Annotated in this window: 9 protein-coding genes; 8 read left to right on the top strand and 1 reads right to left on the bottom strand. The window is 60.3% G+C overall.

Annotated elements, in window-relative coordinates:
* Nucleotides 1-318 precede the first annotated feature (318 nt).
* From BMY54_RS01070 to BMY54_RS01050, 5 genes are all read left to right on the top strand, one after another.
* Nucleotides 319-1,767, top strand: coding sequence for an alanine/glycine:cation symporter family protein (locus BMY54_RS01070; RefSeq protein ID WP_093429619.1), 1,449 nt, complete (start codon nucleotides 319-321; stop codon nucleotides 1,765-1,767).
* A gap of 171 nt (nucleotides 1,768-1,938) precedes the next feature.
* Nucleotides 1,939-2,943: an asparaginase gene (locus BMY54_RS01065; RefSeq protein WP_093429618.1), complete on the top strand. Its 1,005-nt coding sequence runs from the start codon at nucleotides 1,939-1,941 to the stop codon at nucleotides 2,941-2,943.
* Between the two features lie 248 nt (nucleotides 2,944-3,191).
* On the top strand, nucleotides 3,192-4,184 hold the full coding sequence (locus tag BMY54_RS01060) for an AraC family transcriptional regulator (protein WP_093429617.1): 993 nt from the start codon (nucleotides 3,192-3,194) through the stop codon (nucleotides 4,182-4,184).
* Nucleotides 4,185-4,308: 124 nt separating this feature from the next.
* Nucleotides 4,309-5,334, top strand: coding sequence for a histone deacetylase family protein (locus BMY54_RS01055; RefSeq protein WP_093429616.1), 1,026 nt, complete (start codon nucleotides 4,309-4,311; stop codon nucleotides 5,332-5,334).
* Between the two features lie 151 nt (nucleotides 5,335-5,485).
* Nucleotides 5,486-10,081: a dermonecrotic toxin domain-containing protein gene (locus BMY54_RS01050; RefSeq protein WP_093429615.1), complete on the top strand. Its 4,596-nt coding sequence runs from the start codon at nucleotides 5,486-5,488 to the stop codon at nucleotides 10,079-10,081.
* Here the strand turns inward: BMY54_RS01050 and BMY54_RS01045 are convergent.
* Entirely contained in the window at nucleotides 10,038-11,591 is a 1,554-nt protein-coding gene (locus BMY54_RS01045; RefSeq protein ID WP_093429614.1) for a MocR-like pyridoxine biosynthesis transcription factor PdxR, read from the bottom strand. The two genes, BMY54_RS01050 and BMY54_RS01045, sit on opposite strands and share 44 nt — an antisense overlap.
* Before the next feature lie 92 nt (nucleotides 11,592-11,683).
* Between BMY54_RS01045 and BMY54_RS01040 the strand changes: the two genes are divergently transcribed.
* The 3 genes from BMY54_RS01040 to BMY54_RS01030 are packed head-to-tail and all read left to right on the top strand — an operon-like array spanning nucleotide 11,684 to nucleotide 13,449.
* Nucleotides 11,684-12,307 (top strand): FMN-binding negative transcriptional regulator, encoded by a 624-nt coding sequence (locus tag BMY54_RS01040; protein WP_093429613.1) that lies wholly within the window; start codon nucleotides 11,684-11,686, stop codon nucleotides 12,305-12,307.
* A gap of 11 nt (nucleotides 12,308-12,318) precedes the next feature.
* Nucleotides 12,319-12,765: a GNAT family N-acetyltransferase gene (locus tag BMY54_RS01035; RefSeq protein ID WP_093429612.1), complete on the top strand. Its 447-nt coding sequence runs from the start codon at nucleotides 12,319-12,321 to the stop codon at nucleotides 12,763-12,765.
* 12 nt (nucleotides 12,766-12,777) lie between these two features.
* Nucleotides 12,778-13,449: a GNAT family N-acetyltransferase gene (locus BMY54_RS01030; RefSeq protein WP_093429611.1), complete on the top strand. Its 672-nt coding sequence runs from the start codon at nucleotides 12,778-12,780 to the stop codon at nucleotides 13,447-13,449.
* The last annotated feature ends 34 nt before the right edge of the window (nucleotides 13,450-13,483 follow it).

Below are 13,483 nucleotides of genomic sequence, written 5' to 3'. Positions count from 1 at the left end.
AGTCCGCTCCCACAAAAAAGCAGTTCCCGCACAAGCCCGGCGCCGGTAACGCCGGGTGTTTCACAGCTTCGTTTCGTCGCTTGCACCACAACCGTGCAGACGGGCGCCGCACTGATCGGTATAGTGCCGCCCCTCTTCGCGTGAGCGGTCGTCGGTAACGAGGCCACAACCCATGCGAAACCCGAACTAATAACAAACCCGCGAAATGGATCCGGGACGAAACCATCGCCTCACCTGTCGTGCCGTGCGCACACCGGTGTAACACGATATTTCTACCATCCAGCATTTGCTCACACAAAAAACAGCGAGGAAAAATCCATGCTCGAAGTCATCAACGACTTCCTCTCAGGGAAAGTACTGATCGTGCTCATTGTCGGGCTCGGTAGCTACTTCACGATTCGCTCGCGTTTCGTTCAATTGCGGCACTTCTTCCACATGTTCGCGGTGTTCCGCGACAGCCTCAAAGGCAGCGCCGGGCAACTCAGCTCGTTCCAGGCCCTGATGCTCAGCCTTGCCGGCCGTGTCGGTGCAGGCAACATCGCCGGTGTCGGCATCGCCGTGACCCTGGGTGGTCCAGGTGCGGTCTTCTGGATGTGGGTGACCGCACTGGTCGGCATGTCCAGCAGCTTCTTCGAATGCACCCTGGCCCAAGTCTACAAGCGTGCCGATGGCGACGGCCTGTACCGTGGCGGTCCGGCTTACTACATCCAGCACGGCCTGAAACTCAAAGGCATGGCGGTGGTGTTCTCGGTCCTGCTGCTGGTCACCTACGGCTTTGCCTTCATTGGCCTGCAGTCCTACACCGTGACTCACTCGCTGCAGAACGCCTTTGAATTCAACCCACAACACACCGGTATCGTCCTGGCAGTGTTGCTGGCCATCACCTTCATCGGCGGCATCAAGCGCATCGCCTCGGTGTCCGACCTGCTGGTACCGATCAAGACCCTCGCCTATATCGGCGTGACCCTGTACGTGATCGGTACTCAGATCGAACACGTACCAGCCATGCTGGAAACCATCTTCAAGAGCGCCTTCGGCCTCGACCCGGCCTTTGGTGGCCTGCTCGGCAGCGCCATTGTCATGGGCGTGAAGCGTGGCGTGTTCGCCAACGAAGCAGGCCTGGGCAGTGCGCCGAACGTCGCCGCCGTGGCTGCAGTGAAGCACCCGGGCGCCCAGGGCGTGGTTCAGGCCTTCAGCGTGTTCCTCGACACCTTCGTGATTTGCACCTGCACCGCGCTGCTGATTCTGCTGTCGGGCTTCTACACCCCGGGCTTCGAAGGTGACGGCATCGTCCTGACCCAGAACTCGCTGGCCGCTGTGGTCGGTGACTGGGGTCGCATGTTCGTCAGCGTCGCGCTGTCGCTGTTCGTCTTCACTTGCATCCTCTACAACTACTACCTGGGCGAAAACAGCCTGCAGTTCCTCACCCGCAACCGCGCCGCGCTGATGATTTTCCGCGGCCTGGTGCTGGCGCTGGTGGTATGGGGTTCGATGCAGGACCTGTCGACCGTGTTCGCCTTCGCTGACATCACCATGACCTGCCTGGCCTTCGTCAACCTGATGGCCCTGGCCATGCTGTTCAAGGTCGGCATGCGTGTAATGCGCGACTACGACGAGCAGCGCCGCGCCGGCGTTAAACAGCCCGTGTTCGACTCCAGCAAATTTACCGATCTGGATCTCGACCTGCAGGCCTGGCCGACCAACCCGTCTGCCGCTGCCGGCAAGACCGAAGCCGAGCCGCAAGGCGTGCCTGCAGCGCAACGCTGACAGGTGAATGACGGGCGCATCCCCTGCGCTCGTCAGTTATTGTGATGCAATAACTTGTAGGAGCTAGCCTGCTCGCGATAGCTGTCTTTCAGCCAACACCAATGTTGAATGATGAACCGCTATCGCGAGCAGGCTCACTCCTACAATGTCATCTATTGTGGAGACCCTCAGATGATTGCCAATTCCTACCCAGCCGCCCAACACGTCATGGTGCTCTACACCGGTGGCACCATCGGCATGCAGGCCAGCGCCAACGGTCTGGCCCCGGCATCCGGTTTCGAAGCGCGGATGCGCGACTACCTGCACAGCCAGCCTGAACTCGTCGTACCGCAGTGGCGTTTTCGCGAGATGTCGCCGCTGATCGACAGCGCCAACATGACCCCGGCCTATTGGCAGCAACTGCGTGAAGCGGTGGTCGATGCCGTGGATGTGCAAGGTTGCGACAGCGTGCTGATCCTGCACGGCACCGACACCCTGGCTTACAGTGCGGCGGCGATGAGCTTCCAGTTACTGGGGCTGAATGCTCGCGTGTGGTTCACCGGCTCCATGCTGCCGGCCGGTGTTACCGACAGCGATGCCTGGGAAAACCTCGGCGGCGCACTGGTCGCCCTCGGCGAAGGCCTGGCGCCCGGTGTGCATCTGTACTTCCACGGTGAGCTACTGGCGCCAACCCGTTGCGCGAAGGTGCGCAGCTTCGGCCGTCATCCGTTCAAACGACTTGAGCGGCAGGGCGGCGGCGTGAAAGCGCCTTCGATTCCAGCGTCGTTGAACTACAACCAGCCGAAGCAACTGGCCAAGGTTGCCGTGCTGCCACTGTTCCCCGGCATCAGCGCCGAAGTCCTCGATGGTCTGCTCGACAGCGGCATTCAGGGTCTGGTGCTGGAGTGCTACGGCAGCGGTACAGGGCCGAGCGACAACCCTGAGTTTCTGGCAAGCCTTGGCCGTGCGCGGGATAACGGTGTGGTGGTGGTTGCCGTGACGCAATGCCATGAAGGCGGCGTTGAGCTGGATGTTTACGAGGCTGGCAGTCGATTGCGCGGTGTAGGCGTGTTGTCCGGTGGTGGCATGACTCGTGAGGCGGCGTTCGGCAAGTTGCATGGCCTGCTCGGTGCTGGGCTTGAAACTCAAGAAGTGCGCCGACTGATCGAACTGGATCTGTGTGGTGAGCTGCTCTGAGCATAACTCTGGATCGGCCCTCACCCTAGCCCTCTCCCGGAGGGAGAGGGAACTGACCGAGTTGTTTTTCGCTGTCCGTCGACCTGATAAACCGTGTCGATTGTGGATTCGGCAGAGATGTCTCACGTCGATGGATCTCGCCAATATCCCCCAATCGGCCCCCTCTACCTTTGGGAGAGGGTTGGGGTGAGGGGCTGCTGCGGCATGCAACTTGCTGCATTCCAGCCATCCTCAGGCTGGAAGATCTTATGCTCCACTCCCACCTCACCACCCTCAACGCCGTCTCGCTAATCCTCAACACCTTCAAAGCCGAAGGCCTGTCGAGCGAAGCGTTGCTGGCCGGCAGCGGCATCAGTACGGCGGATCTCAGCCGGGCCGACACGCGCATCACCACCAATCAGGAGATGCAGGTCTGCGCCAATGCGGTCGCGCTTAAGCACGATATCGGTCTGGAACTGGGCCGGCGCATGCACGTTTCCTGCTACGGCATCCTTGGCTATGCCTTGCTGACCTGTGCCACCTTCGGTGACGCTTTGCGTCTGGCGATTCGTTATCCGGCGCTGTTGGGAACACTTTTCGAACTCAGTCTGGAGGACGATGGCGAACGCGTCTGGTTCGTCGCTGCCGATTATCGCGAGAGCCCGGCGATGGCGGTGTTCAATGCCGAGTTCTGCCTGGTGTCGCTGAAAGTCATTTGTGATGACCTGCTCGGGCATCCGCTGCCCTTGCTCGCCACGCGCTTCGAACACGCCGCACCGGATTACCGTGACAGTTATGCCGAGCACTTCGACAGCCCGCTGCACTTCGCCGCCAAGGACAACGCCTTCGCCTTCGACCGTCACTGGCTCGATCAACCGCTGCCGCTGGCCGATGCCATCACCCATCAAGCCATGGCCGAACGTTGTCGCAAGCAGAACCTTGAGTTCACCGGACGCCAAGCGTGGCTCGGGCGCATCCGCCAGTTGCTCAGCGCCCAACTGAACGCCGCGCCGGGGCTGGAAGGTCTGGCGCAACAGATGAAGTGCTCGCCACGCACTCTGCGCCGGCATCTCAAGGACATGGGCTGCAGCTATCAGGAATTGCTCGATGAACTGCGCTTCGAGCGAGCCAAGCAGATGTTGTGTGAGGATCAGTTGCCGATCTACCGCATCGCCGAGACCCTTGGCTTCAGTGAGACTGCGAGCTTTCGTCATGCCTTCGTGCGCTGGAGCGGCGTGGCGCCGAGCCAATTCCGGGCCTGAGGGGGCGAATTTCGGTCAGTGTTTTTGGCCATATCCATCCCCTTTTGGCCTTTCCTGCCGTTCTCCGATTCACCTTGCGCCGCAACACTGGGAGCAACCGAATCAGCCCTGCGGAGACCAACAAATGCTGACGATCTACTCGGACGATCACCACCTGCACCATGGCCGCTGCGAACTCATCGATGGCCAACTGAAGCCGTGCTTCGAGATGCCGTCGCGCGCCGACCATGTGCTGCAGCGCGTTAAAAACCAGAAGCTCGGCTCGGTCGAAGCGCCGAAGGATTTCGGTCTGGAGCCGATCGCCCGTATCCACAGCCGTGACTACCTCGACTTTTTCAAAGGCGCGTGGGCGCGCTGGACTGAATTCAATACCGACGGGGATCTGCTGCCCTACACCTGGCCGGCGCGCACTCTGCGTGCAATCAAACCGACCAGCCTGCACGGCCAGCTCGGTTATTACAGCTTCGATGGCGGCGCACCGATCACCGCCGGCACCTGGCAAGCGGCGTACAGCGCGGCGCAAGTGGCCCTGACCGCACAAGCGGAAATTCAGCGCGGCGCGCGCGCGGCCTTCGCCTTGTGCCGGCCACCGGGACACCACGCCGCCAGCGATTTGATGGGCGGTTATTGCTACCTCAACAACGCCGCCATCGCCGCACAAGCCTTTCTCGATCAGGGCCACAGGAAAGTCGCGATCCTCGACGTCGATTACCATCACGGCAACGGTACGCAGTCGATTTTCTATGAGCGCAGCGACGTGCTGTTCACCTCGATCCACGGCCACCCGGAAGCAGAATTTCCGTTTTTCCTCGGCTACGACGATGAGCGTGGCGAAGGCGCTGGGGAAGGCTTCAACTTCAACTATCCGCTAGCCGCCGGCTCCGGCTGGGACGTGTGGAGTGCGGCGCTGGATCAGGCCTGCGACGAGATCGATCGCTACGGCGCCGACATCATTGTCGTATCGCTCGGCGTCGACACCTTCAAGGATGACCCGATTTCGCAGTTCAAACTCGACAGCCCCGATTATCTGGCGATGGGCAAGCGCATTGCTGCACTCGGCAAACCGACATTGTTCGTCATGGAGGGCGGTTACGCTGTGGAGGAAATCGGCATCAACGCGGTGAACGTACTGGAAGGCTTCGAACGATAACCGGATTCCCGTCGCAACCGTACACACCAGACCCGCCCAGGCGGGTCTTTTTTTGCCCGCAATATGTATGTACCGCACGTGCGCCGCCGCTCGCCGCTACCTTGCCCGGAACCGCCGCCCTTGGGCGCGCCCATCAGAGCAGGAGTTGCCCATGCCCGAAATCCCCTCGCCCAGCGCCGTCGATGTCGTGACTCAACTGGTGACCGGCCCTTCACTGCGAGAAGTTGCGTCGAAAACGCTGCGCCCCGCGCTCAGGACGCTGTATCCCGACCTCGATCTCGACCCGCAGCTGGCCATGGTCGTAAGACCGACCTGGGTCATTGAAGATGATCGGGTCGTCCCCGGTCGCCACCTGATCGAATCGCTGACCGACACCCTGGTACGCCTGGGCCTCTCCGGCACGACTGTGGCGTATCTCGACGGTGAGCATTATCTGACCTTGCAGCCCGACCTGCCGTCCGCCATCCAGCTGCCGGTGAAAATCAGCGCGATCGGTAAGCTGCTCAATGAGCTGGCACCGTTGCTGTTCATCGCCTACAAGGAACACCAGGTCAATTACTGGGATGATTTCACCTACCCAGGGCAGCCGCGCTGGCAGCAGATGTCACAGGCCCTGCGCAATTTGTGGAAGGTCGACGCGAACCCTGGCTGGGATGCCGACCAGCGCGCCATGGCCGAAGCGCTTTATAAATACCCGGACAAACACCAGCGACTGCCCACCGACAAATACAAGACCCGCGCCTGCCTGATTGATCTTGACCGTGGCGAGGGTGACGAGCAGAAGCATGTGACCCTGCTCGATACCGCGGTACTGATCGGCACCGATGACAAGCGCACCTTGATCATGACCCACTCGGTGCTGCAGGGCTTCGAGAGTTTTCAATCGCTGGAAAAACTCGGCGAAGCCCTGCCGCGTCGTTATTGGCAAGGTGCCTCCGGTGCCGGGTTGAAATGGCGACTGGTCGAACCACAGGGCCATTTCTTCGACTATCAAGCCTGCACACTGGTCGCCCTGGAAGCCGAGGCGCTGGGCGCGATCAATTATTTTCAGGGTTCGAGTTCCAGCGAGCTATATCCGCACGCCGGGACTGTCGGCAATCCGCGAGAGCCGACACCGCGCCTCAAACCTCATATCGCTCGCCTGCGTCCGATGCTGCCAGAATGGCTCGACAGCGCCTCTCCCGCCGATCAAACCCGTTACAGCCGGCATCTGCTGGATCTGACGATGGTGCAGCACACGAACAAGGGAAAATCATTTCAAAGCGAGGTCATCAGCCTGCAAGCGTTCACCCGTGATGCCCTGAAACAACAGATAGCCAAGGATCAGCCGCAAGCCGGCGAGGTGAGGATCGATGACATCGAGATCAGCATCACCAGCCTGGTGGTCTGGGGCACATTTGTCTTTCCGGGTAACACGCAGACCAAGACGCTGTCGCTCATTGAACTCGCGCTGCAGAACCTCGCGGGGCAGCCAGCCGGCAACAAAACCGTACGTTACAAGGATGGCGGCGTGTTGCCTGAGTGGATGACCGCAAGCTACCTGCAACAACTGGTCAGCAGCGTCGATATCGGCCAGACCTACCCGGCGTACCTGCAAAACCTGCTGATTGACAACAATGAGCAGGCGTCGGCAGTGCAAGCACTTTATGCCAGCCAGTTGCCCATCGAGCTGCCGCTGCTGGCGTTACAGCACAAAATACAGGGCAAGACCGGCATCACTGAACAGGGTTACCGCTATGTGGTTGCCGCGCTGGCAAACACCGGCGATGAGCGTCATGTCGATCGCGATGAAATCGTCATTCGCCCGCTGGGGTTCGTGGCCCATCGCAGTCGATCACAGGCCGACATCGTCAACAACATGTTCGTCATCGGCCCGCGCGAGGCGGACAAAGGGCCGTGCCTGCTTTATCGACCACTGTTCGAAACGGCACTGATGCAATTTCCCTCACACGCCAACCTGTTTTACGAGATCCAGCACTCACAGGAGCTGCGCGAATCGGTCCTGGCCTGGTTGCCGGACGATGTGCGCTTCAAGTACAGCCAGTTCGTCTTCACCGCCCGATTGCCTTCAGTCTGGACTATCCCGCAATTGCTGGTGAACCCCTTCACCGCCCTCGACATGTCCGGCCCCGTTGCGCTGGCGACCGCAACGATTGAACACGATGTACTGGCGACCCTGCATAACAGCAACGTGCAGGCTGTCATCACCCAGGCCGATCGGCAATCGGTCTCTGATGCAGAAGCACGCTGGGCAACGCTCAAACACGGCGGCTGGATGCTGTTCAACGCGGCTTTGCCATTCCTCGGGCGCAGCGTCGGCACGGCAGCGTGGATCTGGCAGATCATGGACGACCTGCAAGAGATCAGCGACGTGGCCAATGAGCAATCCGGCAAGCTTGCCTGGACAGCCCTCACCGACATTCTCCTGGCCTTGGGCATGGTGCTCGCCCATCGCGCAGCGGTCGGCGACAAGCCATTCAGCGAGTCGATCCCGCAGGAAGAACCCACCGCCACCGTCACCACCGAACTCGTCGTCAGCAAACCGTTGCAGTTGCCGGACGTCTCCAGCACTGCACTGCCCATTGCGCATGAGATGGTGGTCAACCCCTTCACGGCGCTGAAACGATCCCCGGTCGCACTCGCAGCGCTGCTCGACAGTTTTCAGATCGCCAAACCCAAAGGTATCGGCGATGCCGCCACCGAGGGCACGCTCAGGCATCTTTATTCCCGCCAACAACAGTGGTTCGCTCCCGTAGGCCAGCGCTGGTTCGAAGTCATGCTCAATGAGCACGCCGAGGTGCAGATCATTGACTCGCGCCAGCAACCGCCGCGCAACGGGCCGCAACTGACCCGCACGGCCAACGGCCAATGGGTGGTCGACCTTCGCTTGCGCCTGCGAGGCGGCGGACTCGACAGCGCACTTGAGGCCGTTCAGGACGTGAGCAAAATGGACGCCAGGCAACTGACTGCCGAAATCAGTGCGTTCGACGTAACGATGAAAGCCAAGCAGACTCAGTGTGATGCTGACCACAAAGCCTTCAACGATGCGGTCGGGCAAGCACGAGGACCGGCACGCGAGCACTATCTGGCAACGCTAGACGCACAACTCAAGGCGTACGGCGCGAATATTGAACAGATCAAGGCGTTGAATCAGAAAGAGCCGATTCCGAACTACCGGACCGTCATGATTGAGCGACTGCAAATGCAGCTGTTTCTCGGGCAGGAATGGCTCGACCTGCATTCCGCCGTATTTCAGACTGACCTGAAGGCCATGCAGACAATGCTTGCCGATGAAGCCGGATTCATCGCGCAGGCGTTTGTTCAGACCTTTGAAAGAATGACCCTCCAGACCCAGGCCATCATTGAAAAAACAGAGTTGGCCAATAGCCGTTTTGACGAACTGACGTTGTTGGGAAAAGATGCCGTCAAAATTATTCCAACCTATCGCAAGGCATTGCCGAAATATGATCTGAACGACCTCAAGCTTTTGCAGATCAGTCTTGGCCAGGAAATTTGCATCAAGGCCGGTACGACAGCGGACGCCGCCAATGCCTATCAGGCACTCGCCAGTCTCGTCGAAGACGCCGCGTTGAGTATCCAGAGCACGCTGAATCTGACCGAGGATGAAAGCCTCGACAACCTGCGCGAACGCATCGATGTCCTGAGCAATGTGGCCGAACAGTTTTCCGCTATCGATCAGCGCTTTGGTGATCTGCTCATCGACTATCCCGAACAGATCAACACTGAGCGACTGCAGCATGTGCGTAAACGGGTAAACGGGTTCAGGGCGCGCACGGATGTAAAACTGGCCGAGTTGCTGCACTTCAAGCACTTGCTGGGACCGACATCGAGGCCTTCGAAGGCGAGATCATCAACGCGCCAGATCATCAAAACCCAATCCAGAGGCACAGTAGTCGGTAATCGAAAAAAACGCATCAAGGGGCAAAAATCCGACCTGGTGGAAGTACGAACCACCCTGACGGGCGTCATCGCCACATTCCAGGAAGAGTCACCCGGTGTCTGGGTAGAACAGCGCACGGCAAAGACCCGCCAACCCAAGGCCCGTCCTTCCCTGAGTGCCAGCAGCCGTGCAGGCCAGGCGCTGATCGACGGCCTGGCTGCATTCCACCAACGTATCGAGGCTCACCTCAAACGAGGGCGGCGGATACCTGTCGAGGTCGAGGAGGAATACCACAAGCATGCCGCTGTCTTGCGCGAAGCCAATGCGGCGATTGATGAAGCATTGACCGCCAGTAATCTGACCGCAGACTTCAAAAAGCCGACCGAAGAAATCAGCCACAAGCTTGACGAGGCCGCTAACGCCCTTGACGAAAAAGGCACCAGCATTCGCATCGGACTGGTCAAACAACAACCACCGACTGCGGCGGGGGTGCAGTGGCTCAAAGAAAAAGGTGAAGTAACGGTTTCCAAAACCATTACCCGTCGCCGGCTCAAAGGCCACTCGAGGGGTTTTCTCGACGAATACGAAGTACGCGATGCCCACACCGGCAAGGTGCTGTGTTACGCACACTTCCACTACAGCAGTGTCGACGCTCCCGTCGCTTCGTTTACCGCCGGGCATATGAAAACAGTCGCGCAACGACACATCGGCGGTTCCCACGAGCCGAGCGATCCCACCAGTTCGCAGCTCCTCGAAATCCATCGCAGCGAGATTTCACGACAGTCAGCCGAGCATCTGTTCTTCACGCCTGCCAAACCTGCCGCAAGCGCTTCAGTGCCGCTGTAATGTCAGGTTCAGGGACGGCGGCAAAGCCCAGGACCAGCCCGGCGCGCTGGTCCAGCGGTGTAGTGGAGTCCGGCAGCCAGTAACTGCTCAAGCCGTTGATCTCCACGTCAACGCCTGCTGCCTGCGCAATCAACTGCTGCTCGCGTTCGATGCTTGTTACGGCCACGGTCAGGTGCAGCCCGGCGGAAACGGCGGGCAAATCTCCAACACCGGCAATGGCGGTCGGCCAACCGTCGAGCAAGGTGTTGCGACGGCTAAGGGCGGCGCGGCGCATGCGCCGGATATGCCGCTGGAAGTGCCCGGCCGCCATGAACTCGGCCATCACCGCTTGGGTACTGACCTCGGAATGGCGGACATCCACCGCGCGGCGTTGCGAGAAGGCATCGACCAGCGCCGGCGGCAGCACCAGATAACCGAGGCGCAATGCCGGAAAGGCAACCTTGCCGAAAGTACCGACATACAGCACTCGCCCCTGTCGATCGAGTGCCGCCAACGGCGCCAGCGGCGCACCGGTGTAGCGGTATTCGCCATCGTAGTCGTCCTCGACGATCCAGCCTTGGTCGCGCTCGGCCCAGGCGAGCAGTTCGAGGCGCCGCGCAAGACTCATCACCACGCCTGTCGGGTACTGATGAGAGGGCGTGACATACGCTACCCGACAGTCCCCGGTGGCCGACAACGCCGAGCAGTCCATGCCCTCCTCGTCCACGGCAATCCCGTGCAAACGACCTCCTGCCACCGCGAACGCATGACCGGCCGCGCGGTAACCCGGATTCTCGATCGCCACACCGTCGCCCGGCTCCACCAGCAGCTGTGCACAAAGACTAATGCCTTGCTGTGCGCCGCTGGTGATCACAATTTGCTCAGGCGAGCACTGCATGCCGCGCGAACTGCGCAAATAGGCAGCGATCATTGCACGCAGGCGCGCATCGCCGGACGGATCGCCATAGCACAGTTGCTCCAGATCCGGTTTGCGCCAGAAAGCCGCATTCAGCTTGGCCCACACCTCGAACGGGAACAGATCAAACGCCGGTACACCGACCCGAAAGGCTCGTGGCGGACCACTCGGTGGCCGGGCCAAATGGTTCTTTTCGATGCGCGAAAAACTATCGCTGTGGATAACTTTACTGGATGAAATTACAGGTAAATCCAGCCAATTTGTGGATAAGGCTGTGGGTAAGCCTGTTGAAAACCCTGTGGATACTTTTGTGGATAATTTTTTCGCAGGGCTCGCTACCGGCATCAATTGTGCGACGTAGGTGCCATCGCCTACCCGCCCTTCGATAAAGCCTTCGGCATACAGTTGATCGTAGGCGCGCACCACGCTGTTGCGGGAAATCCCCAACGCCGCCGCCAGATCGCGACTGGCCGGCAACCGCGTGCCGCTCGCCAGTCGCCCGTCCAGTACCCGCAGGCGCAACGCCTGATACAGCTGACGACTCAAACCCTGGCGGCGATCAAGCTCGATCCCGGCAGGGTTGAACGGCATGGATAACAGCGGCGAATCGGGCATGGCAATGGACCTATGAAATTGGTCATCAATGGCTCTTACAACAGACCAATAGCCTGCCTAGGATGCTGGCATTCGCCAAGGAAAATCTGCCCATGTACACGCCACGCGCCTTTGCCATCGAAGAATTGTCCCAACTGCACGAACTGATTCTCGCCACCCGCCTCGCCATTCTGGTGAGCCATGGCGAAAGCGGCTTGCAGGCCAGCCATGTGCCGGTACTGCTGCATTGCGAACAGGGCGAGTACGGCACGCTCTACGGGCACCTGGCCCGCGCCAACCCACAGTGGAAAGACCTGCGCGACGGCGCCGAAGCCATGCTGATCTTCGCCGGCGCCGATGCCTACGTCAGCCCGGGCTTTTACCCGAGCAAGGCCGAACACGGCAAAGTCGTGCCGACCTGGAACTACATCGCCGTGCACGCTTATGGCCACGCCGAAACCTTCAGCGATGGCGGACGCCTGCTCGACATTGTCAGCACCCTCACCGACCGGCATGAGGCCGGCCGCGCCCAACCGTGGTCAGTCGCCGACGCGCCCGCCGATTACATCGACGGCATGCTCAAAGCGATTGTCGGCTTCGCCATTCCCATCGACCGCCTCGAAGGCAAACGCAAGCTCAGCCAGAACCGCAGCGCCGAAGACATTGCCGGCGTCCGCGAAGGTCTGGCGGCCAGCCCGGACATCAATGATCAAACCCTCGCCCGATTGATGCGCTAAGGAAATCCCCCATGAGTCAGATCGACATTCGCCCGGTCAGCGCCGACGACCACGCCGCCTGGCTGCCGCTATGGCAGGCCTACCTGCGTTTCTACAACACCGAACTGCCGGACGCTGTGACGCACAGCACCTGGCAGCGCTTTCTCGACCCGAACGAACCGACCCACGCCGCCCTCGCCTGGGCTGGCGGTAAAGCGGTAGGCATGGTGCATTACATCTATCATCGTTCGAACTGGAGCATCGAAAACTCCTGCTACCTGCAGGACTTGCTGGTGATCCCGGAGACCCGGGGCACCGGCGTCGGCCGCCGGTTGATCGAACACGTCTACGCCACCGCCAAGGCTGACGGCTGCTGCAAGGTTCATTGGTTGACCCACGAAACCAACGCCACCGCGATCCAGCTCTACGAGCGTATCGCCGAACGCCCGGGCTTCATCCAGTTTCGCCAAGCCCTTTAAGGAGACGCACGCATGATCGCTTCACTCGCTGACTGGAAAGGCGTCCCCGCCCCCACCGCCACCTTGCTTGAAGGGCGTTTTATCCGTCTGGAAAGACTCGACCCGGCGCGCCACGGTGACCAACTGTTCGCCGCACTCGAAGGCCCCGGTGCCGACCCGAAACTCTGGGATTATTTGCCCTACGGCCCGTTCCCGGAACGCAGCGTTTTCGACGCTTGGCTGAACAACCACGCGGCCGCCAGCGACCCGTATTTCTTCAGCGTCGTCGATCGCGCCAGCGGTCAGGTACAAGGCATCCTTAGCCTGATGTCGATTGTCCCGGCCCAGGGCCGTATCGAAATCGGCCACGTCACCTTCGGCGCGCCGATGCAGCGCTCGCCGAGAAGCACCGAAGCGGTGTACCTGTTGGCCAAATATTCCTTCGACCTCGGCTACCGCCGCCTCGAATGGAAATGCAATAACGGCAACGCCCGCTCCAAATACGCTGCCGAACGTCTGGGCTTCAGCTTCGAAGGGGTGTTCCGCCAGCACATGGTGGTCAAGGGCCAGAATCGTGATACCGCGTGGTACTCGATTCTGGATGGCGAGTGGCCGGCAATTGCGGCAGGTTTCGAGCGGTGGCTGTCGGATGAAAATCAGACGCCCGACGGGCAGGTGAAAGGTTTGGTCGAGTGCCGTTCCTGATTATCTGAAAAGCAAAAGATCGCAGCCTGCGGCA

It is taken from the genome of Pseudomonas sp. ok266 (assembly GCF_900110195.1).
Taxonomy (GTDB): Bacteria; Pseudomonadota; Gammaproteobacteria; order Pseudomonadales; family Pseudomonadaceae; genus Aquipseudomonas; species Aquipseudomonas neuropathica.
The sequence above is the reverse complement of the archived record's forward strand: the minus strand, read 5'-3'. Positions and strand labels throughout refer to the sequence as shown.